The 23,628-nt window shown below is 71.4% G+C and carries 23 protein-coding genes; 15 read left to right on the forward strand and 8 right to left on the reverse strand.

Annotation, left to right across the window (positions count from 1 at the left end):
- The 7 genes from AC32QD_RS02870 to AC32QD_RS02900 all read left to right on the forward strand — a co-directional run.
- Window positions 1–249, forward strand: a 249-nt coding sequence (locus tag AC32QD_RS02870; RefSeq protein ID WP_492008973.1) for a hypothetical protein, incomplete at its 5' end; no start/stop codon positions are given.
- Window positions 250–579: 330 nt separating this feature from the next.
- A complete protein-coding gene (locus tag AC32QD_RS02875) occupies window positions 580–912 on the forward strand; it encodes a hypothetical protein (protein ID WP_492008974.1) in 333 nt (110 codons plus the stop codon).
- Window positions 913–1,241: 329 nt separating this feature from the next.
- Window positions 1,242–1,538 (forward strand): hypothetical protein, encoded by a 297-nt coding sequence (locus tag AC32QD_RS02880; RefSeq protein WP_492008975.1) that lies wholly within the window; start codon window positions 1,242–1,244, stop codon window positions 1,536–1,538.
- Window positions 1,539–1,776: 238 nt separating this feature from the next.
- A complete protein-coding gene (locus AC32QD_RS02885) occupies window positions 1,777–2,304 on the forward strand; it encodes a C39 family peptidase (RefSeq protein ID WP_492008976.1) in 528 nt (175 codons plus the stop codon).
- Complete coding sequence (locus tag AC32QD_RS02890; RefSeq protein WP_492008977.1) at window positions 2,301–3,377, forward strand: transporter; 1,077 nt, start codon at window positions 2,301–2,303, stop codon at window positions 3,375–3,377. The genes AC32QD_RS02885 and AC32QD_RS02890 overlap by 4 nt, the downstream gene beginning before the upstream one ends.
- Window positions 3,378–3,414: 37 nt before the next feature.
- A complete protein-coding gene (locus AC32QD_RS02895) occupies window positions 3,415–3,735 on the forward strand; it encodes a YnfA family protein (RefSeq protein WP_492008978.1) in 321 nt (106 codons plus the stop codon).
- Between the two features lie 72 nt (window positions 3,736–3,807).
- Window positions 3,808–4,233 (forward strand): OsmC family protein, encoded by a 426-nt coding sequence (locus tag AC32QD_RS02900; RefSeq protein WP_492008979.1) that lies wholly within the window; start codon window positions 3,808–3,810, stop codon window positions 4,231–4,233.
- Between the two features lie 158 nt (window positions 4,234–4,391).
- Here the strand turns inward: AC32QD_RS02900 and AC32QD_RS02905 are convergent, their stop codons facing one another.
- Window positions 4,392–5,249 (reverse strand): TauD/TfdA dioxygenase family protein, encoded by an 858-nt coding sequence (locus AC32QD_RS02905; protein WP_492008980.1) that lies wholly within the window; start codon window positions 5,247–5,249, stop codon window positions 4,392–4,394.
- Between the two features lie 291 nt (window positions 5,250–5,540).
- On the opposite strand from AC32QD_RS02905, the gene AC32QD_RS02910 reads away from it, so the two are divergent.
- From AC32QD_RS02910 to AC32QD_RS02940, 7 genes are all read left to right on the forward strand, one after another.
- Window positions 5,541–7,385 carry a methyltransferase domain-containing protein gene (locus tag AC32QD_RS02910; RefSeq protein WP_492008981.1) on the forward strand — a complete coding sequence of 615 codons (1,845 nt, stop codon included), beginning with the start codon at window positions 5,541–5,543 and terminating at the stop codon, window positions 7,383–7,385.
- Between the two features lie 140 nt (window positions 7,386–7,525).
- Window positions 7,526–8,719, forward strand: coding sequence for a CaiB/BaiF CoA transferase family protein (locus tag AC32QD_RS02915; RefSeq protein WP_492008982.1), 1,194 nt, complete (start codon window positions 7,526–7,528; stop codon window positions 8,717–8,719).
- A gap of 28 nt (window positions 8,720–8,747) precedes the next feature.
- Window positions 8,748–9,533: an enoyl-CoA hydratase gene (locus AC32QD_RS02920; protein ID WP_492008983.1), complete on the forward strand. Its 786-nt coding sequence runs from the start codon at window positions 8,748–8,750 to the stop codon at window positions 9,531–9,533.
- 117 nt (window positions 9,534–9,650) lie between these two features.
- Window positions 9,651–11,933, forward strand: coding sequence for a xanthine dehydrogenase family protein molybdopterin-binding subunit (locus tag AC32QD_RS02925; RefSeq protein ID WP_492008984.1), 2,283 nt, complete (start codon window positions 9,651–9,653; stop codon window positions 11,931–11,933).
- A 113-nt stretch (window positions 11,934–12,046) separates the two neighbouring features.
- A complete protein-coding gene (locus AC32QD_RS02930; RefSeq protein WP_492008985.1) occupies window positions 12,047–13,402 on the forward strand; it encodes an MmgE/PrpD family protein in 1,356 nt (451 codons plus the stop codon).
- Between the two features lie 7 nt (window positions 13,403–13,409).
- On the forward strand, window positions 13,410–14,363 hold the full coding sequence (locus tag AC32QD_RS02935; RefSeq protein WP_492008986.1) for a DMT family transporter: 954 nt from the start codon (window positions 13,410–13,412) through the stop codon (window positions 14,361–14,363).
- Window positions 14,364–14,552: 189 nt separating this feature from the next.
- A complete protein-coding gene (locus tag AC32QD_RS02940) occupies window positions 14,553–15,659 on the forward strand; it encodes a TRAP transporter substrate-binding protein (RefSeq protein ID WP_492008987.1) in 1,107 nt (368 codons plus the stop codon).
- 106 nt (window positions 15,660–15,765) lie between these two features.
- On the opposite strand, the gene AC32QD_RS02945 is transcribed toward AC32QD_RS02940, so the two are convergent.
- The 4 genes from AC32QD_RS02945 to AC32QD_RS02960 form a co-directional block, all read right to left on the reverse strand.
- Window positions 15,766–17,484, reverse strand: coding sequence for a TRAP transporter large permease (locus tag AC32QD_RS02945; RefSeq protein WP_492008988.1), 1,719 nt, complete (start codon window positions 17,482–17,484; stop codon window positions 15,766–15,768).
- Entirely contained in the window at window positions 17,477–18,058 is a 582-nt protein-coding gene (locus AC32QD_RS02950) for a TRAP transporter small permease subunit (RefSeq protein ID WP_492008989.1), read from the reverse strand. Before AC32QD_RS02950 ends, AC32QD_RS02945 begins: the two co-directional genes overlap by 8 nt.
- Window positions 18,059–18,276: 218 nt before the next feature.
- Complete coding sequence (locus tag AC32QD_RS02955) at window positions 18,277–19,353, reverse strand: tartrate dehydrogenase (RefSeq protein WP_492008990.1); 1,077 nt, start codon at window positions 19,351–19,353, stop codon at window positions 18,277–18,279.
- Window positions 19,354–19,424: 71 nt separating this feature from the next.
- Window positions 19,425–19,832, reverse strand: coding sequence for an MAPEG family protein (locus AC32QD_RS02960; RefSeq protein WP_492008991.1), 408 nt, complete (start codon window positions 19,830–19,832; stop codon window positions 19,425–19,427).
- Between the two features lie 174 nt (window positions 19,833–20,006).
- Between AC32QD_RS02960 and wrbA the strand changes: the two genes are divergently transcribed.
- Window positions 20,007–20,606: an NAD(P)H:quinone oxidoreductase gene (gene wrbA / locus AC32QD_RS02965; RefSeq protein WP_492008992.1), complete on the forward strand. Its 600-nt coding sequence runs from the start codon at window positions 20,007–20,009 to the stop codon at window positions 20,604–20,606.
- A gap of 37 nt (window positions 20,607–20,643) precedes the next feature.
- Here wrbA and AC32QD_RS02970 read toward each other — a convergent pair whose 3' ends face one another.
- The 3 genes from AC32QD_RS02970 to leuC are packed head-to-tail and all read right to left on the reverse strand — an operon-like array spanning window position 20,644 to window position 23,461.
- Window positions 20,644–21,375, reverse strand: coding sequence for a haloacid dehalogenase type II (locus AC32QD_RS02970; RefSeq protein WP_492008993.1), 732 nt, complete (start codon window positions 21,373–21,375; stop codon window positions 20,644–20,646).
- A complete protein-coding gene (leuD, locus tag AC32QD_RS02975) occupies window positions 21,372–22,001 on the reverse strand; it encodes a 3-isopropylmalate dehydratase small subunit (RefSeq protein WP_492008994.1) in 630 nt (209 codons plus the stop codon). Before leuD ends, AC32QD_RS02970 begins: the two co-directional genes overlap by 4 nt.
- Window positions 21,998–23,461, reverse strand: coding sequence for a 3-isopropylmalate dehydratase large subunit (gene leuC / locus AC32QD_RS02980; protein ID WP_492008995.1), 1,464 nt, complete (start codon window positions 23,459–23,461; stop codon window positions 21,998–22,000). The genes leuD and leuC overlap by 4 nt, the downstream gene beginning before the upstream one ends.
- Window positions 23,462–23,628 lie beyond the last annotated feature (167 nt).

The raw sequence follows: 23,628 nt of genomic DNA on the forward strand, positions 1-23,628 counted from the left end.
GCGATCGGCGTGTCCGGCCTGGCCTTCGCGGGCGAGGCCAAGAGCCCGAAGCTCCTGAGCGATGCGCAGATGGAGAAGGTCGTGGCGGGTGCCGTGGGTACGTACGTGCTGTATAATTACGGCAATGCTCCCGAGACTAATGTTGGCCTCCTCGATATACCCGCTCTCGGCACCTGCATAATCCCCTACGCCGGGCATGCTAATGGCTTTGCAGGAAGCGGTGCGACTTCTACCATACCCTGCGACTGACACTCGGTCGCGGCGCAGGGCGCCGTGCCCCGGCTCGCCTCGACGGCGGATGCGGAAAGGGCGGCTGCGGCCGCCCTCTTCACTTGCGCCGGGCGGGCGTGGCGGCGGGGCGGATCAACCGACAGTTGTTTGTGGTGGCGCGGATACGCGTTTCAATTAAAAATATTCCGCTACGTTGAAGTTGCCGCCCGGCAACACTGTGGCAATACTGCCGCATGCCGTCATGATTATTTCAAGAACACGTGAGCGGGACAGGGTTTCGGTGCGCAGGCCTCTCGTGTTACGCAGGCAATTCTTGCTGCAAGCACCGATCCGAGGAGGTACCCGGACATGAAGCTGTTTACAGTGACTCTCGCTGCGGCCGCACTCGGTATGACCGGCTTTGCGTATGCGGGCGATGCCGGCGGCCACGTCGCCACGATGAAGGCGCCCACCCTGTTGACGAATTCCCAGATGGCCAACGTCGTCGCGGGCAATCTCTACAACCCCGTCAATTCAAACGAACTGTTCGAGGTTTACTTCTTCGAAGCAGCTCCTGAAGCGTCTTACTACACCGTCGTGGCGGGCAGTGCGGATCAGACCGTGGCGCCTCCGCTGCCGCCCGATCAGGGCATGTGCAACGGCGCGTCGGGGCTCAGCGGCGGGTGTAACGGCCTACTCTAAGGCGGACGAACGCGGCAATACCAGCATCCACGGGCGGGGCCGCGGCCTCGCCCGTTCTGTTGTCGTGGGCGGCTTCGGCCGCGCTCTTTTTTCGCCAGGCGGGCGGCGGGGCGGTCTGGATAAACCGCGAGTTGTTTTCACCGGTGCGCATATGTGTCTTGGTTGAAAATACTTCGCTGCCATGAAGTTGCCGCCCGGCAGCGACGTGGCGATACTGCCGCGTGGCGGCATGATTATTTCAAGAACATGTGATCGGGGCAATATTCCGGCTCGCGGCCGCCCGTGCTAGGCAAGTTTACTGCAAGCACACATCCGAGGAGGAACCGGACATGAAGCTGTTCACAGTGACTCTCGCCGCGGCCGCACTCGGTATGACCGGCTTTGCGTATGCAGGCGGGACGGGCGACCACGCCGCCACGATCAAGGCGCCCACCGTGATGACGAATGCCCAGATGGACAAGGTCGTGGCGGGATCCTACGCGCCGCAGACGACCGAGACCGATACCCTGGTCCCCCCGAACGGGCCGTACCGGGCTGTCGGGGACGTGACGGCGGACCGGCCGTTGACGACCAACCAGCCTGACTCCAATAGCGCGGCTTTCTGCCTCAGTGGCTCTACCTGCTGAGGGGTCCGGCAACTTGCCGAGGGGGCGGTTTCGGCCGCCCCTTCCTTTTGGCAGGCAGGACCTGCTGCGGCGCGGCGCAGGCCGGGGGTGACGGGCTCGGGCGGCAAAACAGTCACAGCCGGCGCGTGCGACGGCGCGGGCGCTAGGCAGGGGGCGCCGTCTGGGCTAAACAATTGAGGCAACAGGCTCGCGGCAAGGCACGGCGCCGAACGCCGTCGAGGCAGACGACGAGGCAGGCATGCGAAGAGCAGTGGCAGCCGCGCTCGGCTTGCTCCTCCTCACGGGGGTGCCGGCGCACGGCTTCGTCACCTCGCTCAAGGAGATTCGCGATCGCGGCGTCGTCATCCAGAAATGGGACACGAGCTGCGGCGCCGCGGCCATGGCCACGGTGTTCACCTATACCTTCCACGACCCGGTGACCGAGCGCCAGGTCGCCAGCGGCCTGTTGCGCCAGACCAAGCCCCTGAAGGTGCGCTACCGCGGCGGCTTCTCCATGCTCGACATGAAGCGCTATGCCCAGGAGCGCGGCTACAAGGCGATCGGCTTTCAGGACCTGAGCTTCAACGACGTGCGCTATTTCGACGGCCCGATCGTGCCGATCAACTTCCACGGCTACCACCACTACGTGGTGATCAAGGGGGTGTCCCCCGATGGCGAGGTGCACATCGCCGACCCCGCCTTCGGCAACCGCACCATGTCGCGCAAGCACTTCGAGGAGGTCTGGATGAACGGCATGGCGTTCGTGATGCTGAAGGGCAAGAAATGAGGGCCGCCCTGATCCTGGCGGCGCTGGCGCTGGCCGCGCCCGCCCCCGCCTGGGCCGCCGGCGAGAGCACCGCCGGCCAGCCTGCCGCCGACAAGACCGCCACGCAGAAAGGCGCGGACAAGACATCGGGCGGCAAATCGGTCGAGGAGCTCAAGGCCGAGCTGGCGGCGCAGCAGCAGATCAACGCCCTGCTCAAGCAGCGCATCAACACGCTGGAGGCCGAGCTCGCCAGCACCAACGGCGCCGCCCAGCCGGCCCCCGCGGCCAAGCCCTCGCCGCCGCCGCCCGCCGGGCCCGGCACCGAGGAGCAGCAGCGGGCGCTGGAGCGCGCGCTGGTGCGCCGCGGCACCGCGGTGCTGCCGCCCTGGAAGGTCGAGATCGCGCCCGGCTTCGCCTGGACGCACACCGGCAGCAACAGCGCCCACACGCGGCAGGACCTCTATACCGGCTCGCTCGACGCGCGCGTCGGCCTGCCCGGCGGCTGGATGCTGGGTGCGGTCGCCCCGTTCGGCTATCGCGACGTGCAGGGCGTGGGCGACAACACCGGCCTGGGCGATGTCAGCCTGGCGGTGTGGAAGAGCCTGATGGTGCAGAACGGCACCTGGCCCTCGATCGTGGCCAGCCTGCAATACACGGCACCGACCGGCGAGGACTTCACGGACAGCAACGTGCCGATCGGCTCGGGCTTCCACCAGATTGCCGGGTCGATCTCGGCGCTCAAGACCATCGATCCGATCGCCTTCTTCGGCAACGTCTCCTATGCGCATGCCTTCGAGCGCAGCTTCAACGGCGCAGAGCGCCAGCCGGGCGACACCATCGGCTTCGGCGTCGGCGCCAGCCTGGCGGTGACGCCGGCAATCTCGATGACCGCGGCGTTCAACTTGTCTTTCGTCAGCGACTACCAGATCGACGGCCCGAAGATAGGCGGCACGTCGGCCACGCTGGGCACGTTCCAGCTGGGCACCGGCATCCTGCTGACGCGGGGGGTGTTCCTGAGCCTGACCGGCGCCGTGGGCATGACCGACGACACCCCCGACCTGTCGTTCGGCGTGTCGCTGCCGATCCGCTTCTGAGCGGCGGGGCGCCAGCGCCGGATCCGGGGAGGGCGCGATGCAGACCATCGCCGCGTACCTGGCCGCCGCGCTGGCCGAGATCGCCGGCTGCTTCGCCTTCTGGGCCTGGCTGAGGCTGGGCCGGTCGGCCTGGTGGGTGGCGCCGGGGATGGCCTCGCTGGCGCTGTTCGCCTTCCTGCTGACGCGGGTGGATGCGCTGGCCGCGGGGCGCGCCTATGCCGCCTATGGCGGGATCTACATTGCCGCCTCGCTGGGCTGGCTGTGGCTGGTCGAGGGCGTGCGGCCGGACCGCTGGGACCTGGCCGGCGCCGCGCTGTGCCTGGCCGGCGCCGCGGTCATCCTGGGCGGGCCGCGCTGAGCGCCCGTTGCCGGCGGGGCCGCGGGCGCTAGCTGCTGGCGGGAGGGCCAAGCAACCGGGAAGGAGACGGCGATGAAGCGCCATGCGACGGCAGTCTGGCAGGGCACGCTGAAGGAGGGCGGCGGCACGCTCGAGACCCAGAGCGGGGTGTTGAGGAGCCAGCGCTATTCCTTCGCCTCGCGCTTCGAGGACGAGCGGCCGAGCGGGGCGACCAACCCCGAGGAACTGATCGCGGCGGCCCATGCGGGCTGCTATGCCATGCAGCTCTCGGCCTTCCTGGCCAACAACGGCACGCCGGCCGAGCGGCTGGAGGCCCGGGCGGTGGTCGAGCTGGTGCCGGGCAAGGGCATCACCGGCAGCGCCCTGACGCTTGAGGCCAAGGTGCCGGGGATCGACGGAGAGGCGTTCAAGGAGCTGGCCGAGAAGGCCAAGCGCGAGTGCCCGGTGTCGCAGGCCCTGGGCGCGATCGAGGTGACGCTGAAGGCGTCGCTGGTCTAGGGGCGGACGTCGCGGGAGGCGGGGCGCGGGGGGCCGGGTCGCTGGGGCCGGGGCGCTGGGGCCGGGGCGCTGGGGCCGGGGCGCGGACCGGCGAGGCGGAGGAACGCGCCCGGGCGGCCGGGAGCGATCCGGCGTGCCGGGGCCCGGCCTGAGGCGGCTCAGCCGGGTCCGGCGGGCGCGTCGCCTTCCAGCGTGATGCGCCACATCTCGCGGCGCCGGCCGTCATAGTCGTTGATGGCGCAGTGCTGCGACGAACGGTTGTCCCAGATCACCACGGTGCCGGGCGTCCAGCGCACGCGCGCGGTGAGCTCGGGCCGGGTCTGGTGGTCGAACAGGTAGTCGAGCATCGGCGCGCTTTCCTGGGGCGTCAGCTCGGCAAACGCCACCGTGTGCGAGCGGTTGACGAACAGCGCCGGGCGCCCGGTCTCGGGATGGCGGCGCACCGCGGGGTGGGTGGCGGTGAGCACCTCGCCCGCGCGCTCGGCCGCCTTCATCGAGCCGGTGGCCAGGTGCGCGCCGCGCAGCGCCGCGGCGTTCTTGGCCGAGCTGGAGATGCCGTGGAGCCCGCGCAGGATCGCCTTCATCCCGTCCGACAGCGTGTCATAGGCTTGGTACTGGCAGGCGAAGATGGTGTCGCCGCCGGCGGGCGGGGTGTCGACCGCCATCAGCATGGTCGCCTTGGGCGGGCGGGCCTTGTAGGTGGTGTCCGAGTGCCACATGCCGCCGAAGTTCGAGGTCTGGTGCGGCTCCTTGATGATGGTGGTGATCTCGGGGTGGCCCTCGAGCCCGGTGGCGAAGGGATAGGGGATCGGCGTGCCGAAGCGCCGCGCCACCGCGAGGTAGTCGACCGAGGAGAGGTGCTGGTCGCGGAACACCAGCACCTGGTGGGCGAGGAAGGCCGCGTGCACCGCGGCGAAGCCGGCGTCGCCGAGGCGGGCGAGGTCGATGCCGGCGACCTCGGCGCCGAGCGCGCCGGAGATGGGCGTGACGGTGAGTCCTGCGGGCCTGCGCTGCATCGGCGTCGCCTTTCCGGGTCGCCTTTCCGGCCGGCGGGGCGCGCGCGCCCCGGTTTCTTATGAGACCGGAGCGCGGGGAGGCAAGTCAATGGCGTTGCCCCGGCATCCGGCCGGCCGACCCCTGCCCGCCCGCGAAGACGCTTGGCGATGGCGCCTGGCGATGGCGCCTGGCGATGGCGCCTGGCAATGACGCTTGGCAATGACGCTTGGCAAGGCGCGCCCGGCCGCCTTAGCCTCGCGCCCCGACGGCCGGGCCGCGCCGGCCACCAGCACGAAGCACGAAGGCGGATCATGCCCCCACGACAGCCCCCACGACAGCCCCCCGGCCGGCCGACCCCGCCCGACCCCGGCGCCGCCGGGCTGGTGGCGGCGTTGCGCCGGGCGGACGCGCTGTTCCGCGCGGGAAGGCTGGCCGAGGCGACCGCGGCCTACGGCGCAGTGATCCGCACCGCGCCGGGCATCGCCGAGGCGCACAACAACCTGGGCGCCGCGCTGAACGCCGCGGGCAAGCGGCGCGAGGCCGCCGAGAGCTGGCGCCGCGCCGTGGCGCTGCGGCCCGGCTATGCCGTGGCGCGCGCCAACCTGGGCGCCGCGCTGGTCGAGCTGGGCGAGGAGGAGGCCGGGCTGGAGGAGCTGGCCGGCGCCTGCCTGGCCGAGCCCGGCAATGCGGCGCTGCGCGAGCGGCTGGTCTCGGGGATGGCCGCGGCTGCGCCGGCGCGCGCGGGGCCCCGGCTGGCCCGGGCGCTGGCGGCGCTGGGCGAGGATGCGGGCGTCGACCTGCAACGGCTGGCCCGGGCGGGTGCGGCGCTGCTGCGGGCGGCGCCCGACGAGATCGGCGCGGCGCTGGCCGAGCCCTTCTTCCGCGCGCTGATGAGCGACGCGCTGTTGCCCGACGCGGGCGTGGAGGGGCTGCTGGCCGGGCTGAGGCGGGACTGGCTGGCCGATACCCCCGCCGACGCCGAGGCGGTCGCGACCGTGGCGCTGCAGGCGCAGATGGGCGAGTGGGCCTGGGCCGAGACGGCCGAGGAGCGCGCGCGGCTGGAGGCCACGCCGCCCGAGGCGACCGACCCGCGCGATATGGGGCTCCTCGTCCACGCGCTCTACCGCCCGCTGGGCGCGCTGCCGCAGGTCGAGGCGCTGGCCGAGGGCGTGGCCGCGCTGCCGCAGGGGCCGCGTCGCACGCTGATGCGCCGCGCGCTGGTCGAGCCGCGCGAGGAGGCCGAGCTTGCAGCCGGGCTGCCGGCGCTGACCGCCATTGACGACGCCACCTCGCAGCAGGTGCAGGCGCAGTACGAGGCCAATGCCTATCCGCGCTGGCGGCGCCTGCCGCGGCGCCCGGCCCGCCCGCTGGGCCAGGTGCTCGGTCGCCTCCTGCCCGGGCCGCTGCCGCCGGTGGCCGAGGCGCCGCGCGTGCTGGTGGCGGGCTGCGGCACCGGGCGGCACGCGCTGGCCACCGCCACCCGCTATGCCGGGGCTGAGGTGCTGGCGCTCGACCTCAGCCGCGCCGCGCTCGGCTATGCCGCGCGGCAGGCGCGGGACTTTGGCGTCGGCAACATCGCCTTCGCGCAGGCGGACATCCTGGGGCTGGCGGGGCTGGGGCGGCGCTTCGACCTGGTCGAGTGCTCGGGCACGCTGCACCACATGGCCGACCCCGAGGCCGGCTGGCGCGTGCTGCGCGGGCTGGTGGCGCCGGGCGGGCTGATGCGCATCGCGCTCTACAGCGCGCGGGCGCGCGAGGGGGTGGTGGCGGCGCGCGCCGAGATCGCGCGGCTGGGGCTGAAGCCCACGCCCGAGGGCATCCGTGCCGCGCGCACCGCGCTGCGCGCCCTGCCCGCGGAGTCGCCGGTGCACCCCTTCACGCAAAGCGCGGACTTCTTTTCGCTCTCGGGCTGCCGCGACCTGTTCTTCCACGTCCACGAGGTGCGCTTCGACCTGCCCCGCGTGGCGCGGGCGCTGGAGGCGCTGGAGCTCGACTTCCTGGGCTTCGAGCTGCCCTCGGCCTCGATCCGCCGGGCCTTCCGCGCCCGCTTCCCCGACCCTGCGGCCGAGCGCGACCTCGCCGCCTGGGACGCCTTCGAGGCGGCGCACCCGACCGCGTTCGCGGCCATGTACCAGTTCTGGTGCAAGGCGCGGTGAAGGGCGCCATCACCACCCTGATGACCTTTCCGCCCCGCGAAAGCCTGCGGTTTCGCCGTTGCCTGCGGGCGGGGGTTCCGTAAAGTACCGGGCAAGGAGGCGCCGCGCACGGGCGGCACGGCGCCAGCAGGGAGACGCGCATGCCCCACCGGCCGGCCTCGACCGCGCTCGACCATATCCGGGTGCTGGACCTGACGCGCGTGCGCTCGGGGCCGACCTGCGTGCGCCAGCTCGCCGACTGGGGCGCCGACGTGATCAAGATCGAGATGCCCGCGGCGCTGGAGGCCGACGGGGCGCTGGGCGCGGGGCGCCCCACCTCGGACTTCCAGAACCTGCACCGCAACAAGCGCAGCCTGACGCTGAACCTCAAGGAGGCGGACGGGCGCGCGCTGTTCCTGCGCCTGGTCGAGCACGCGGACGTGGTGGTGGAGAACTTCAGGCCCGACGTGAAGCACCGCCTGGGCATCGCCTATGAGGACCTGCAGAAGGTCAATCCGCGCGTCATCCTGGCCTCGATCTCGGGGTTCGGGCAGGACGGGCCCTATGCCGGGCGGCCTGGCTTCGACCAGATCGCCCAGGGCATGGGCGGGCTGATGTCGGTCACCGGCGCGCCCGGCGGCGGGCCGATGCGCGTGGGCATCCCCGTCGCAGATCTCACGGCCGGGCACTTCGCCGCCCAGGGCGTGCTGATCGCGCTGATCGAGCGCGAGAAGTCGGGCCAGGGGCAGTGGATCAACACCTCGCTGCTGGCCGCGCAGATCGCCATGCTGGACTTCCAGGCGGCACGCTGGCTGGTCAGCCGCGAGGTGCCGCCGCAGATGGGCAACGAGCACCCGACCTCGGTGCCCACCAACCTCTACCCGACCGAGGACGGCGCGGTGAACATCGCGGTGTCGGGCGAGCGCATCTGGCAGCGCTTTGCCGAGGCGCTGGGCCATCCCGAGTGGGTCGCGGACGCCCGCTATGCCGACCAGTACAAGCGCAAGGAGAACCGCGAGGCGCTGAACGCGGCGATCGCCGAGGCGACCGCGGAGTGGACCTCGCGCGAGCTGGTCGAGACGCTGCTCGAGGCCGGTGTGCCGAGCGGGCCGGCCTACCGGGTGGACCAGGTGTTTGCCGACCCGCAGGTCGAGCACCTGGGGCTGGCGGCGGACATCGACACCCTGCCCTTCGGGCCGACGCGCCTCGTCGGCCAGCCGATCGCCATGAGCCGCACGCCCACGGCCATGGCCGCCCGCCCGCCCGACCGCGGCGAGCACACCGACGAGATCCTCGCCGAGCTCGGCCTCGACGGGGACGCCATCGCCGCGCTACGCGAACGCAACATCATCTAGCGCAACATCGTTCGAGATGAGGCCAGCCATGACCGACAAGATGCTCGCCCGGCGCGAGGGCGCCGTGGGCCACATGGTCTTCAACAACCCCGACAAGCGCAACGCGGTGTCGGTCGAGATGTGGGAGGCGGCCGAGCGCATCCTCGCCGAGTTCGAGGCCGACGACGCGATCCGGGTGCTGGTGCTCTCGGGCACAGGCGGCAAGTCCTTCGTCTCGGGCGCCGACATCTCGGAGTTCGAGAAGAGCCGCGGCACGGCGGAGGCGCAGGCGCACTACAACCGGCGCACGCGCGCGGTCTATGCCCGCATCGAGGCGTTCGCCAAGCCGGTGGTCGCCATGATCGAGGGCTATTGCATCGGCGGCGGGCTGAACCTGGCCTGCTGCGCCGACCTGCGCATCTGCTCGGACAAGGCGAGCTTCGGCATGCCGGCGGCGAAGCTGGCGCTGGGCTACCCGCTCGAGGCGATCCAGCGGCTGATCAACGCGGTGGGCGTGGGCAATGCCCGGTTCCTGATGTACACCGCCCGGCGCATCGACGCCGGGCACGCGCTGGCCATGGGGCTGGTGCAGGAGATGGTGCCCTCGGCCCGGCTGGAAGCCGCCGTCGAGGAGATCGCCAAGGAGATCGCCGCAAACGCGCCATTGACGATCCGGGCGATGAAATACATCTCCAACCAGGCGCTGGCCGACGCCGCGGACCGCGACCATGTGGGCTGTGACGACATGGTCGCGGCCTGCTTCGCCTCGGAGGACTACAAGGAAGGCCGCCGCGCCTTCATGGACAAGCGCAAGCCCCATTTCGAGGGGCGCTAGCACGCCACGGGTCCCGGCCCCGAGCCGGGACCTCCCCGACACAGACCGGACGACCCTGGGCCCCGGGCGCAAGGCCGGGGCAGCGAACAGAACGGACGCCAGCGAGGGAGTGAGGCCATGAGGCACGCCAGGTTTCAGGGGCGGATCGAGGACGCGCGGCTGGTCGCGGGGCGCGGGCGCTATGTCGACGACCTGCGGCTCGACGGCATGGCCCATGCCGTGCTGGTGCGCGCGCCCCTGCCCGGCGCGATCCGCTCGGTGGACGCGCAAGCCGCGCGCGAGGCGCCCGGCGTCGTGGGGGTGTGGACGGCGGCCGAGCTGGAGGCCGAGGACGCGCCGACGCATCTGCTGTGCGGCGTGACGCTGCCGATGACGAACGGCGAGCCGGCCTTCCAGGCGGCGCGCCCGGTGCTGGCCAAGGGCCGCGCGCGCTTCACCGGCGAGGGGGTGGCCTTCGTGGTGGCCGAGAGCCGCGAGGCGGCGCGCGACGCGGCCGAGCTGGTCGAGATCGACATCGAGGACGCGCCCGTGGTGGTCACCGCCCGCGCCGCCAAGGCCGAGGGCGCGCCCGCCGTTTGGGACGAGGTGCCCGACAACATCGCCTTCGTGTGGCAGCGCGGCGACATGGCCGCGGCGCGCAAGGCGGTCGAGGCGGCGCCGCGCAAGGTCACGCTCGAGAGCCACATCAGCCGCATCGCGGTGACCTCCATGGAGCCGCGCGGCTGCGTCGGCGAGGCGCGCGACGGGCGGCTGGTGCTGCACGCCTCGAACCAGAGCCCGCACGGGCTGAAGGCGGCGCTGGCCAGGATCTTCGGCGTCGAGCCTGCCGGCGTGCAGGTGATCTCGCGCGATGTCGGCGGCTCGTTCGGCATGAAGGCCGGCGCCTATGTCGAGGACGTGCTGTGCCTGCACGCGGCGCGCCGGCTGGGCCGGCCGGTCAAGTGGATCGCCGAGCGCGGCGAGGACTTCCTGAGCGACGATCACGGCCGGGATTCCACCATCGAGGCGACGCTTGGCTTCGACGACGACGGCACGCTTTTGGGTCTGACGGCGCATTTCGACTTCAGCATCGGCGCCTATCTCTCGGCGCGCACGCTGGGCGCGGGGCTGGGCAATATTGGCGGCATCTCCGGGGTCTACCGCATCGGCCCGACCGCGGCTTCGGCGCACGGGGTCTATACCAACGTGCACACGCTGGGGCCCTATCGCGGCGCCGGGCGGCCCGACGCGACCTATGTGATCGAGCGGCTCATCGACCTCGCCGCACGCGAGCTGGGCGCGGACCCGTTCGAGCTGCGCATGAAGAACCTGGTGCCGCCCGAGGCGATGCCCTGGAACACCAGCTTCATGTTCGAATACGACTGCGGCGAGTTCGCGCAGAACATGAAGAATGCCGCTGAAGTCGCCGATCTGAAAGGATTCGTCGAGCGCAAGAGCGCGGCCGAGGCGCGCGGGCGGCTGCGCGGCATCGGCTTTTCCAACCCGATCGAGGTGGCCGGCGGGCCGTTCTTCAACCCCGGCACCGACCATGCGCGGGTGACCGTGCACGGCGACGGCACGGCGACCATCCATGCCGGCGTGATGTCCACCGGCCAGGGGCTGGAGACCATGTTCACCGACATGGTGGCGGGCGCGCTGGGGCTGGCGCGCGACAAGGTCGGCTATGCCCAGGGCGACACCGACGACCTGCCCGGCGGGCGCGGCTCGGGCGGCTCGGCCTCGACGCCCACGGGCGGCTCCTCGACCACGCTGGCGATCCGCGCGGTGATCGGGAAGGGGCGCGAGATCGCCGCCGGGATGCTGGAGGCCGCCGCCGCCGACATCGAGTTCGGGGACGGTGCCTTTAGGGTGGCCGGCACCGACAGGGCCGTGGGGCTGGCGGAGGTCGCCGCCGAGGCCGAGAGCCGCGGCGAGACGCTGGCCGGCCAGTCCAGCTTCACGCCCGAGAAGGTCACCTTCCCCAACGGCTGCCATGTGTGCGAGGTCGAGGTCGACCCCGAGACCGGGGCGCTGGAGATCTGCCGCTACACGGTGGTCGAGGATGTCGGCCGGGTGATGAACCTGACCATGCTGACCGGGCAGTTCCATGGCGGCATCTGCCAGGGCGCGGGCCAGTCGCTCATGGAGCGGCTGGTCTATGACGCCGACGGCCAGCCGCTGACGGGCAGCTTCATGGACTATGCCATGCCGCGCGCGCGCATGATGCCCACGCCCACCATCGAGACGCGCGAGGTGCCGACCAAGGTCAACCCCGTGGGCGCCAAGGGCGTGGGCGAGGCCGGGACCGTGGGCTCGATGGTCTGCGTGGTCAACGCGGTGTGCGACGCGCTGGGGGTGAGGCATTTCGAGATGCCGGCGAGCCCCGCCCGCGTCTGGGCGGCGCTGCGCGAGCGCGCCTGAGCCCGCCGGATCGCGGCGGCTTCATCGCGTGGGCGATATCTCGCCCCGGCGCGGCGGCATTGCTTGACCTCCCCGCGGCGAAGCGTGACAGCTTGCCGCCCGGGAGACTGCCCTTGACCGTCGTCGAAACCTTCGCCGAATTCGCTGCAAACCTCGCCGCCCGCCCGCCGCCCCAGAGCGCGCGGCGCGCGGCGCGGCGCTGCCTCATGGACTGGTGGGGCGGCGCGCTGGCCGGCGCGGTCGAGCCGCCGGCGACGCTGTTGCGTGCAGCGCTGCGCCCCGCGGGCGGGCCGGCGCGGCTTTTGCCCGAGGGGGCGCGAGCCGATGCGCGCACCGCGGCGCTGATCAACGGCACGGCGGCGCACACGCTGGAGGTGGACGACATCTACAGCCCCGGGCTCTACCACCCGGGCGTCTCGGTGATCGCCGCGGCGCTGGCCACCGGCGAGGCCGAAGCGGCCTCGGGCGCCGCGTTGCTGGGCGCCATCGTCGCGGGCTACGAGGTGTCGAACCGGATCGCGCGGGCGATCAACCCGGCGCATTACCGCTTCTGGCACACCACGGGGACGGTCGGGGCGTTCGGCGCCGCCACGGCGGCGGCCTGCCTGATGCGGCTGGACGCGGCCCGCACGGCGCATGCGCTGGCCACCGCCGCGACCTTCGCCGCCGGGCTGCGCCAGGCCTTCGCGGCCGACGCCATGTCGAAGCCGCTGCATGCCGGGCGCGCCGCCGAGGGCGGGGTGCTGGCGGCGATGGGCGCGCGGGCCGGGATCACCGGCGTCAAGGACATCCTGGAGGCGCCGCGCGGGCTGGGCGCGGCCATGAGCCACGGGGTGGACTGGCCGGCGGCGCTGGCCGATCTGGGCCGCGCCTGGACCGTCGAGCGCATGACGATCAAGCCCTATCCCTGCTGCGGCCACGCCTTCGCCGCCATCGACGCCATGCGCGCGCTAGCCGGCGAGCTGGCGCCCGAGGCGATCGAGCGCATCGAGGTCGCGACCTACCGCGCGGCGGTCGAGGTGTGCGAGACCCCCGACCCGTCGACGCCCTACGAGGCCAAGTTCAGCCTGCCCTACACCGTGGCGCTGGCGGCGCTGGGCCGGCCGGTGGACCTCGCCGCCTTCGCGGCCGGCGGGCTGCGCGAACCCGGGCTGCGCGCCATGATGGCGCGGGTGACGCTGGCCGTCGACGACCGGGCCGAGGCGGCCTTCCCGGCCTTGCGCGGCGCCGAGGTGACGGTCACCACCCGCGACGGCGCGCGCCGCAGCCAGCGCCTGGAGACGCGCCGCGGCGATCCTGATTTTCCACTGTCGGACAGTGACATGAAGGCGAAGTTTCACATGCTCGCGGCGCCCGTGATCGGGGCCGGGGCGGCGCAGGCCCTGGCCCGGGCGCTGCACCGCGTCGAGACGCTGGAGAGCCTGTCGGCGATTCCGAGCGCGGGGCGTGCGGCGCCCGGCGCGGGCTAGCGCGGCCATGCCGGATCCAGCCCTCAACCCCCCGCCCGAGATCGCCTCGCTGCCCTGGCCCGGCCGCGTGCAGGCGCGCTGGCTGCGCCTGCCCGACAACCTGCGCGGCGGGCTTTGGTACCTGGCCGGGGCGGTGGTGCTGTCGGTCATGCTGGCGCTGATCAAGCTGGCCGGCGAGCACCTGCACGTCACCGAGATCCTGTTCTTCCGCCAGCTGGTGATGGCGGCGCTGGCCTCGCCGGTGATCCTGCGCGGCTTCCCCGGCGCGCTGCGCACGGCGCGGCCCGACCTGCAGCTAGCGCGCATCGTGCTGGCCTTCGGCGCCATGACCCTGGGCTTTACCGCCGTGATCCACCTGCCGCTGGCCATGGCGACGACGCTGGGCTTCACCAAGACCTTCTTCATGACCGTGGCGGGCATGTTCCTTCTGGGCGAGGTGGTGCGGGCACGGCGCTGGACGGCGCTCATGATCGGGTTCGCCGGGGCGATGGTGATCCTGTGGCCGCACGGGCAGACGCATGTCAGCCTCTACGGGCTGGCCTCGGTGGTCAGCGCCGCCATGGTGGCGCTGGTCATGGTGCTGGTGCGCAAGCTGACCCGGGTGGACCGGCCCGTCACCATCATGTCCTACCAGGCGATCGGCGTCGGCACGCTGATGTTCCTGCCGATGCTGTACTTCTGGCGCACGCCGACGCTGGGCGAGGCGTTCCTGCTCTTCGCCATCGGCGTGGTCTCGGCGTGCGGACAGTTCATGAACATCCTCGCGCTCAGGGCGGGCGAGGCCAGCGCCCTGGCGCCGCTCGACTTCACCCGGCTGGTGTTCGCCGGGGCGCTGGGCCTGGTCATGTTCGGCGAGTGGCCGGACAGCCGCACCCTGATTGGCGCCGCGGTGATCGTCGGCGCCGCGCTCTACACGCTGCACCGCGAGCGGCAGGCCGGGCGCCGGCCGCACGCGGACTGAGCTGCCCCGGCGCGGATAGGGACGCCACAACAGACGCTTGCGGAGGGCATACCCGGCCGCTAGAGTCGCCAGGCCGTTGCGCAACGGCGCCGCAAGGGCTGGCAATCAAAGGCCGGGAGACCTCAGAAAAACAAGCCTGTCGGGCCCGACACCCATCGACAACACCAATCACAACCGGGAGGTGAACCTATGGACCGTCGTTCATTTCTGACCAAGGCCGCGATCGGGGGCGCCGGTGCCGCCGCCGCGACGGCGGTGGCCGCGCCGGCCGTCGCCAAGACCATGCCCACCCTGACCTGGCGCATGACCACGTCGTGGCCGAAGTCGCTCGACACCCTGTACGGCGGGGCGGTCAACGTGGCGAAGTATGTCGAGGAGGCCACCGACGGCAACTTCAAGATCCAGACCTTCGCCGGCGGCGAGATCGTGCCGGGCCTGAAGGCCGCCGACGCAGTGATGAACGGCACGGTCGAGTGCTGCCACACCGCCAGCTATTATTACTGGGGCAAGGACCCGGCCTGGGCCGTGCCCTGCACGGTACCGTTTTCGCTGGACGACCGCGGCATGAACGCCTGGCACTATTATGGCGGCGGCATCGAGCTGGCGAACAAGTTCTATGGCAAGCACAACCTCTACTGCCTGCCGGCGGGCAACACCGGCACGCAGATGGGCGGCTGGTTCCGCAAGCCGATCAAGGGGCTGGAGGACCTCAAGGGCCTGAAGTTCCGTATCGGCGGCTTCGGCGGCAAGGTCATCGCCAAGCTCGGCGTCGTGCCGCAGTCGATCGCCGGCGGCGACATCTACCCGGCGCTGGAGAAGGGCACGATCGACGCCACCGAGTGGGTCGGCCCCTATGACGACGAGAAGCTGGGCTTCTACAAGGTCGCGCCGAACTACTACTATCCCGGCTGGTGGGAAGGCGGCCCGACGCTGCACTGCATGTTCAATCTGAAGAAGTGGCATAGCCTGCCCAAGACCTACCAGTCCATCCTGACGATGGCCTGCCAGGCGGTGAACTGCGACATGATGGCCAGCTATGACCACAAGAACCCGGCCGCGCTGCGGGATCTGGTGGCCAAGGGCACCAAGCTGCATCCGTTCAGCCAGGACATCATGGAGGCGGCCTTCAACGCCTCGATCGAGGTCTACAAGGAGCTGTCGGCCCAGCATGCCGACTTCAAGATGCTGCTCGACAACCTCTGGGCCTGGCGCAACAACTGGTTCCTGTGGGACCAGGTGGCCGAGGGCACCTACGGCAACTTCATGATGGCCATGCAGCGCGAGGGCAAGCTCTGAGCCCCAGCCGCGGCCGACCCGAAACGGATGGCCCGAAATGGATGGCCCCGGCGCAGCGATGTGCCGGGGCTTTTCCTTGTGCCGGGGCGCGCACGGTCGAGCCGGCTCAGAACTTCGGCGGCGGCGGCACGGTATAGCCGCCCTTGTTGGAGCTGCCGCCCGACTGGTTGCCCGAGCCCGTGCCGAAGTTCAGCCCGCTGCCCGAGGGCGCGTTGAAGGCGGGCACCTCGATCTTCACGGTCGCCGGGTTCACGTTGGAGTGGTGCTTGTAGTGCGTGACCATGTAGGGGAAGGCCAGCGTCAGGCCGACCATGATTACCTGGATCAGCACGAAGGGCACCGCGCCCCAGTAGATCTGGGCGGTGGTCACGGGCTCGATGCGCTGGCCGGTGACCTTGTCGACATAGGCCGCCCGCGGCGCCACCGAGCGCAGGTAGAACAGCGCAAAGCCGAACGGCGGATGCATGAAGCTGGTCTGCATGTTGATGCCCAAGAGCACGCCGAACCAGATCAGGTCGATGCCCAGCTTCTGCGCCACCGGGGCGAGCAGCGGGATGATGATGAAGGCGAGCTCGAAGAAGTCGAGGAAGAAGGCCAGCACGAACACCAACAGGTTGACCACAATGAGAAAGCCGATCTGGCCGCCAGGCAGGCTGGTCAGCAGGTGCTCGACCCACAGATGGCCGTTGACCCCGTAGAACGTGAGCGAGAAGGCGCGCGCGCCCAAAAGGATGAACAGCACGAAGGAGGACAGCCGCGTGGTCGCCGCCAGCGCGTGGCGCAGCATCTCCATGGTCAGCCGCCGCTTGACGATGGCCAGCGTCAGCGCGCCCACGGCGCCCATCGCGCCGCCCTCGGTCGGCGTGGCGATGCCGAGGAAGATGGTGCCGAGCACGAGGAAGATCAGCGCCAGCGGCGGGATCAGCACGATGATCACCTGCTGGCTGAGATGCGACAACACGTTGAGGTGGAAGGTGCGGTTGGCCAGCGCGATGGCATAGGCGACCAGCACGCCGATCATGATGCCCCAGATGTCGGGGTTGGCGTTGCCCTCGCGCGCCAGGTAGCCGATGGCGAAATAGGACACCGCCACGGTCAGCACCAGCATCACCAGCAGCGACAGGATGCCTGAGCCGAGCGTGCGCGACTCGGGCGGCAGCGCCGGCGCCGCCTTGGGGAACAGCACGGAGAGCAGGACGATGTAGCTCAGGTAGAGCCCGGTCAGCACGAAGCCCGGAATGATCGCGCCCTCGTACATGTCGCCGACCGAGCGGCCGAGCTGGTCGGCCATCACGATCAGCACCAGCGAGGGCGGGATGATCTGCGCCAGCGTGCCCGAGGCGGCGATGATGCCGGTGGCCGCGCGCCGGTCGTAGCCGTAGCGCATCATCACCGGCAGCGAGATCAGCCCCATCGAGATCACCGAGGCGGCGACCACGCCGGTGGTCGCGGCCAGCAGCGCGCCGACCACGACCACGGCGAAGCCCAGGCCCCCGCGCACCGGCCCGAACAGTTGGCCGATGGTCTCGAGCAGGTCCTCGGCCATGCCGGATCGCTCGAGGATCAGGCCCATGAAGGTGAAGAACGGGATCGCCAAGAGCGTCTCGTTCGACATCACGCCCCAAAAGCGGTCGGGCAGCGCGCGCAAGAGCGGCCAGAACAGGTTGATCGAATCGTGCGAATAGGGCGCCAGCTCGACCCCGATGAAGAAGAACATCAGCCCGTTCGCGGCCAGCGCGAAGGCGACCGGGTAGCCCAGCAGCAGGAACACCACCAGCGAGGCGAACATGATCGGCGCCAGGTTCAGCGCGATGGTCTCAATCATCGCCTTGCCCCCCCTTGGCCGCCTCGAGCTCGTCCTCTCCGTGCGGCGCCTGGTAGGGGTTCGGGTCCTCGATGATGCCGCGCATGATGGCGATGCGCTTGATGATCTCGGAGATGCCCTGCAGCGTCAGCAGCACGAAGCCGCCGAGCAGCAGCGCCTTGGACGGCCAGATGATCAGCCCGCCCGCATTGGTCGAGGTCTCGCCGCTCTCGATCGAGCTGATCGTGTAGGGCACCAGGAGCCAGACCATCAGCAGGCAGAACGGCATCAGGAAGAAGATGTGGCCGAAAAGGTCGATCCAGTCCTGGGTACGCTTCGAGCGCCCGCCATAGAGGATGTCGATGCGGATGTGCTCGTTCTGCTGCAGCGTGTAGGCCGAGGCGAGCAGGAACACGGCGCCGAACAGGTACCATTGCAGCTCGAGCCAGGCGTTCGAGGACTCGTCGAAGGCCTTGCGCACCGCGGCATTGATGGCGCTGACCAGGATCGCGGCGAGCACCAGCCAGGACACCCACCTGCCGACGAAGGCGGTCAGCCGGTCGATCGCCCGGGACAGGGCGAGCAGTGCCGTCATTGGGACCTCCCCAAACCCTCGGCGGTATTGTGGCGCGCCATACCGCTCGTTCCACAGGCCGGCCCGCCGCATGGCGGGATCCCGGTTCACCGCCCGACCGCACGCTGACGGCACCGCTGAAATTGCGTCTGATTTTTACAGGCGCGGCGGGCTTGCCACAAGGCGTTCTTGCCCGCGCTGCGGGCGCGGGTCGCTATTGCCCGGCGGGCGCGGCGCGCTCAGGCGTTGGCGCCCTCGATGGCACCGATCACCGCGCGGGTGAGCTGGGCGGTGGTGGCGTCGCCGCCCAGGTCGTGCGGGCGCACGCGGCGCTCGCCGGTGACGCGCTCGACGGCGGCCATCAGGGCGGCGGCGGCGCCGGCCTCGCCCAGGTGCTCGAGCATCATCGAGGCCGACCAGAACGCGCCGATCGGGTTGGCGATGCCCTGGCCCATGATGTCGAAGGCGGAGCCGTGGATCGGCTCGAACATCGAGGGGAAGCGCCGCTCGGGGTTCAGGTTCGCCGTCGGCGCCAGCCCCAGCGAGCCGGTCAGCGCCGCCGCCAGGTCGCTGAGCACGTCGGCGTGCAGGTTGGTGGCCACCACGGTGTCGATGGTTTGCGGCTTCAGCACCATGCGCGTGGTCATGGCGTCGACCAGCACGCGCTCGCAGGTCACGTCCGCGTAGTCGGCGCGGACCTCCTCGAACACCGCGTCCCACATCACCATGCCATGGCGCTGGGCGTTGGACTTGGTCACCAGCGTCAGGTGCTTTCTGGGCCGCGAGCGCGCCAGCTCGAGCGCGAAGCGTTGCACCCGCTCGACGCCGGGGCGGGTGAAGACGGCGACGTCGAGTCCGGTCTCGAGCGGCAGCCCCTGGTGCACGCGGCCGCCGGCGCCGGCGTATTCGCCCTCTGTGTTCTCGCGCACGATCACCCAGTCGAGATCGCCGGGGCCGACATGGCGCAACGGGCTCTCGATGCCGGGCAGGATGCGCGCGGGGCGGACGTTGGCGTACTGGTCGAAGGGCTGGCAGATGGCGAGCCTGAGCCCCCACAGCGTGACATGGTCGGGCACGCGCGGGTCGCCGGCCGAGCCGAAATAGATGGCGTCGAAGGGCCTGAGCTGCGCCAGCCCGTCGGCCGGCATCATCGCGCCCTCGCGCAGGTACCGCTCGGCGCCCCAGTCGAAATGCACGCCCTCGATGCGAAAGCCGCCGTCGCGGGCGGCCAAGGCTTCGAGCACCTCGAGCCCGGCTGCGATGACCTCGGTGCCGATGCCGTCGCCGGGGATGGCGGCGATGCGGTGCGTGCGCATGGAAACTCCCTCGTGAACCGGACTGCGGCCGCCTTGTTAGCGGGGCGCCCGCGCCGGGTCCAGACGCGGGCTCAGCCCGGCGGCACGAAGATCACGATCTCCCAGAAGATGCCGAAGGTGGCGAGCAGGCTGGCGAGGAAGGCCACCGTGCGCAGGTAGGGAATGCCCAGCCACATGATGACCGCATGCGCCACGCGCGACCAGAAGAAGGTCGCCGCCCACATCGCCGTGACCGGGTTCGAGATATGCGCCACGTGCGAGATCATCACCACCGCGGCGAATGGGTTGAGGTTCTCGACCGCGTTCTGGTGCGCGCGGTTGCACCGCTTGACCCAGTTGGGCAGCTCGGGCGGGGTCGGGTCGCGATAGCGCCCGGGCCCCGGCGGGCCCGCCACCAGGAACTGGCCGAGCACGTAGGGCACCCACAGCAGCGCGGTGAGAACGGCGCTGTAGGCGAGGTAGTAGAGGTCGGGTGTCATCGCGGTCTTCCCCTTGCGTGGCAGGCGCGGCGGGCGGCAGGCGCGCCCGCCCGTGCGGGTGCCGCATGAGATGCCGCCCGAGCCGCTTTTGGCAAGCCGCCGCCCGGGATCGGGGAACTCTCCCGGCGCCGGATTCGTCGCTATTGCAGACGAAACGTGAAAGGAGGCAGCCAAGTGGCCAGGATACTCGTGCTCTACTATTCGAGCTGGGGTCACATGGAGGCAATGGCCTGGTCGGCCGTGGAAGGCGCCGGCCAGGCGGGCGCCGAGGCGACCATCAAGCGCGTGCCCGAAATCGTGTCGCAAGAGGTGGCGAAGGAGTCGGGCTACAAGCTCGACCAGCAGGCGGAGATCGCCGACCCCGCCGAGCTCGACCGCTATGACGGCTTCGTGTTCGGCGTGCCGACGCGCTATGGCAACATGCCGGCGCAGATGAAGAACTTCCTCGACCGGACCGGGGCGCACTGGAAGAACGGCACGCTGATCGACAAGCCGGCCACCGTGATGTGCTCGACCGCCAGCCAGCATGGCGGCCAGGAGACGACACTGATCACCACGCAGATCGTGCTGCAGCACCACGGCATGCTGATCGTGCCGCTGTCCTATGCCTACAAGGGCCAGATGGGCAACGACACGGTGCGCGGCGGCGCGCCCTACGGCATGACCGTGGCGACCAATTCGGACGGCTCGCGCTGGCCGGGCGAGCAGGAGCTGGAGGGCGCCCGCTTCCAGGGCGAGCGGTTGGCGCGCATCGCCATGAAGCTGGCAGCCTGAGACGCAAGGTCAGGCGCCGCGGGGTCGGGCGCGGCGGTCAGCCGAGCGGCAGGCCCAGCGCGTCGGCGATGCCGCCGACATGGTCGGTGACGATGTCCCACGCGTCCTCGGCGGCGAAGTCCTTGCTCTGGTCGGCGCCGTACTCGTAGGGCCGGTTGATATAGGCCGTGCGCAGCCCGTGGCTGCGCGCGGCGGCGAGGTCGTCGTTGTGCGCGGCGCACATCATCACCTCGCCGGGCTGCATCGCCAGCGCCGAGCAGGCGCCCAGATAGGCCCGGGCGTCGCGCTTGTAGGCGCGCACCACATCGGACGAGATCACCAGGTCCCAGGGGATGCCGCCGCGCTTGGCCATGCCCGCGAGCAGCACCGTGGAGCCGTTCGAGAGCGGGCCGATCAGGTAGCGCCGCTTCAGCCGCAGGAGCCCGGGCACGGCGTCGGGCCAGGGCTCGAGCCGGTGCCACCACAGCACCATGTCCTCGCGCTCGGCCGCGCTGAGCGCGCCGTCGAGGCCGAACTCGGGCAGAAGCTCGTCGAGCCGCTCGCGGTGGATGACGTCGATCGGGGTCCAGCCGCGCTTGCCCTCGATGACGCGCTGCAGTCCGGGGCGATAGCCGGCGCGCCAGGCCCGCGCGAAGGCCTCCCAGTCCACGTGGTCGATGCCCTTTTTCGCGGCCAGGCGCTCGCCCATGCGGGTGATCGAGCCGCGCCAGTCCGCCACGGTGCCGAAGGTGTCGAAGAGCAGCGCGCGCACGCCTGAGAGGTCGCTCATGGGGTGTCTCCGTCGCTCAGGTAAGCCCACGGCCGGCGGGCGCGGTCGGCGCGCCGGAAGGCGCGGATCTCATCGAGGCGCCGCGTCGTCGCCTCGATGTCGTCGAGCCCGCTCAGGAGCGCACGGCGGCGCAGGCCGTCGATCTCGAAGCGCAGCGGGCGGCCGTTCGGGGGTGTCACCGTCTGGCGCTCGAGGTCCACGGTGAACTCGGCCTGAGGCGCGGCGCGGGCGGCCTCGGCGAAGGCCGCCACCGTCTCGGCGGGCAGGACCAGCGGCAGCGTGCCGTTCTGGTAGCAGTTGCCGGCGAAGATGGCGCCGAAGCCCGGCGCGATCACGACCCGGATGCCCAGCGCGTTCAGCGCCCAGACCGCGCCCTCGCGCGACGAGCCGCAGCCGAAGTTGCGCCCCGCGATCAGGATCGGCGCGCCGCGCCACTCGGCCCTGTTGAGCACGAAGTCCGGGTCCTCGGTGCCGTCGGCGCGGTAGCGCCAGGCCTCGAAGGCGTAGGGCCCGAGCTGGTCGCGGGCCAGGAGCGACAGCCGCTCGATGCGGATGATCACGTCGGTGTCGACGTTCTCGGCCATCAGCGGCGCGGCCCGGCCCTTGACCTGCGCAAGCGGGGTCATGCCAGCCTGCGCATATCGGTGATGTGGCCCGTGACTGCCGCGGCGGCGGCCATCTCGGGGCTCGCGAGGTGGGTGCGCGCCCCCGGCCCCTGCCGGCCGACGAAGTTGCGGTTGGTGGTGGAGACGGCACGGGCGCCCGCAGGCACCACCTCGCCGTTGGCGGCGACGCATTGCGCGCAGCCCGGCGCGCGCCACTCGAAGCCTGCGGCGCGGAACACGGCGTCGAGCCCCTCGGCCTCGGCGGCGCGCCGGACCGCCTGGCTGCCGGGCACCACCCAGGCGGTGACGCCCGGGGCGACGCGGCGGCCCCTGGCGATGGCGGCCGCCGCCCGCAGGTCCGAGAGCCGCGCATTGGTGCACGAACCGATGAAAACGTGGTCGATGGCGAGCCCGTCGAGCGCCGTGCCCGGCGCGAGCCCCATGTAGTCGAGCGCCTTGGCCCAGGCGGCGCGGCGCCCCGCGTCGGGCGCCGCGGCGGGGTCGGGCACGCGGCCGGTCACCGGCACGACATGCTCGGGGCTGGTGCCCCAGGTGACCTGCGGCGCGAGGCCCGAGACCTCCAGCACCTCCTCGCGGTCGAAGGTGGCGCCCTCGTCGGTGGGCAGCGCCCGCCAGGCGGCGAGCGCGCGCTCCCACGCCGCGCCCGCGGGCGCGTAGGGCCGGCCGGCGAGGTATTCGAAGGTCGTGTCGTCGGGGGCCACCTGCCCCACCTTGGCGCCCATCTCGACCGACATGTTGCACAGCGTCAGCCGCCCCTCCACCGGCAGCGCGCGCACCGCCTCGCCGGCATATTCCACCGCGTGCCCGTCGCCGCCCGCCGCACCCAGCCGGCCGATCAGCGCGAGGATCATGTCCTTGGGCGTGACGCCCCGGCCGGGCCGTCCTGCAAACGTCACGCGCATCCGCCGGGGGCGCTTCTCCACCACCGTCTGCGTCGCCAGCACATGCGCGACCTCGCTCGCCCCCACGCCGAAGGCCAGCGCGCCCAGCCCGCCGTGCGTCGAGGTGTGGCTGTCGCCGCAGGTGATCACAAGGCCCGGCAGGGTCAGGCCCAGCTCGGGCCCGATGACGTGCACGATGCCCTGCTCGGGGTCGTTCACGTCGAAGAAGCGGATGGAGGCGGCGCGCGCCTTGGCGCCCAGCGCCGGGGCGAGCCGGGCGCTGATCGCGGTCGAGGTGGCGGTGCGCCCCGGCGCCGAGGAGACCGCGTGGTCGGGCACGGCGAAGGTCAGCTCGGGCCGCTCCACCGCCAGCCCGCGCCGCGCCAGCTCGTCGAGCGCGCGCGCGCCCGAGAGGTCGTGGATCAGGTTGCGGTCGACATGAAGCAGATCGTAGCCGTCGCCCAGCGGGGCCACCACGTGCGCCTCCCAGGCCTTGTCGAACAGCGTGCGCGGCGCCCTGGCCGGCCGCGCGGCAGCCGGCGCCCCGGCGGGGCTGATGCTGGTCCCGGCGTTGCGCATGCTTTCGTCTCCGACGCTGGGCAGGCGTCCAATCTCCGCGCTCGGGCGCAAATGTCAAACGCCCCCGCGAGCGAGGTTGAGCGGACCCGGCGGCTCTGCTTAAGTAGGCCGCTCACCGGGCCGCGGCACACGACGGCCGGGAGCCACACCGGGAGAGCGGGCCGAGC

This window comes from Thermohalobaculum sp. (assembly GCF_058622915.1).

Bases quoted from the DNA above. Each gene is read 5' to 3' on its own strand.
- AC32QD_RS02875 (WP_492008974.1), top strand. From the start codon at position 580: ATGAAGCTGTTTACAGTGACTCTCGCTGCGGCCGCACTCGGTATGACC.
- AC32QD_RS02880 (WP_492008975.1), top strand. From the start codon at position 1,242: ATGAAGCTGTTCACAGTGACTCTCGCCGCGGCCGCACTCGGTATGACC.
- AC32QD_RS02885 (WP_492008976.1), top strand. From the start codon at position 1,777: ATGCGAAGAGCAGTGGCAGCCGCGCTCGGCTTGCTCCTCCTCACGGGG.
- AC32QD_RS02890 (WP_492008977.1), top strand. From the start codon at position 2,301: ATGAGGGCCGCCCTGATCCTGGCGGCGCTGGCGCTGGCCGCGCCCGCC.
- AC32QD_RS02895 (WP_492008978.1), top strand. From the start codon at position 3,415: ATGCAGACCATCGCCGCGTACCTGGCCGCCGCGCTGGCCGAGATCGCC.
- AC32QD_RS02900 (WP_492008979.1), top strand. From the start codon at position 3,808: ATGAAGCGCCATGCGACGGCAGTCTGGCAGGGCACGCTGAAGGAGGGC.
- AC32QD_RS02905 (WP_492008980.1), bottom strand. From the start codon at position 5,249: ATGCAGCGCAGGCCCGCAGGACTCACCGTCACGCCCATCTCCGGCGCG.
- AC32QD_RS02910 (WP_492008981.1), top strand. From the start codon at position 5,541: ATGCCCCCACGACAGCCCCCACGACAGCCCCCCGGCCGGCCGACCCCG.
- AC32QD_RS02915 (WP_492008982.1), top strand. From the start codon at position 7,526: ATGCCCCACCGGCCGGCCTCGACCGCGCTCGACCATATCCGGGTGCTG.
- AC32QD_RS02920 (WP_492008983.1), top strand. From the start codon at position 8,748: ATGACCGACAAGATGCTCGCCCGGCGCGAGGGCGCCGTGGGCCACATG.
- AC32QD_RS02925 (WP_492008984.1), top strand. From the start codon at position 9,651: ATGAGGCACGCCAGGTTTCAGGGGCGGATCGAGGACGCGCGGCTGGTC.
- AC32QD_RS02935 (WP_492008986.1), top strand. From the start codon at position 13,410: ATGCCGGATCCAGCCCTCAACCCCCCGCCCGAGATCGCCTCGCTGCCC.
- AC32QD_RS02940 (WP_492008987.1), top strand. From the start codon at position 14,553: ATGGACCGTCGTTCATTTCTGACCAAGGCCGCGATCGGGGGCGCCGGT.
- AC32QD_RS02945 (WP_492008988.1), bottom strand. From the start codon at position 17,484: ATGATTGAGACCATCGCGCTGAACCTGGCGCCGATCATGTTCGCCTCG.
- AC32QD_RS02950 (WP_492008989.1), bottom strand. From the start codon at position 18,058: ATGACGGCACTGCTCGCCCTGTCCCGGGCGATCGACCGGCTGACCGCC.
- AC32QD_RS02955 (WP_492008990.1), bottom strand. From the start codon at position 19,353: ATGCGCACGCACCGCATCGCCGCCATCCCCGGCGACGGCATCGGCACC.
- AC32QD_RS02960 (WP_492008991.1), bottom strand. From the start codon at position 19,832: ATGACACCCGACCTCTACTACCTCGCCTACAGCGCCGTTCTCACCGCG.
- AC32QD_RS02970 (WP_492008993.1), bottom strand. From the start codon at position 21,375: ATGAGCGACCTCTCAGGCGTGCGCGCGCTGCTCTTCGACACCTTCGGC.
- leuD (WP_492008994.1), bottom strand. From the start codon at position 22,001: ATGACCCCGCTTGCGCAGGTCAAGGGCCGGGCCGCGCCGCTGATGGCC.
- leuC (WP_492008995.1), bottom strand. From the start codon at position 23,461: ATGCGCAACGCCGGGACCAGCATCAGCCCCGCCGGGGCGCCGGCTGCC.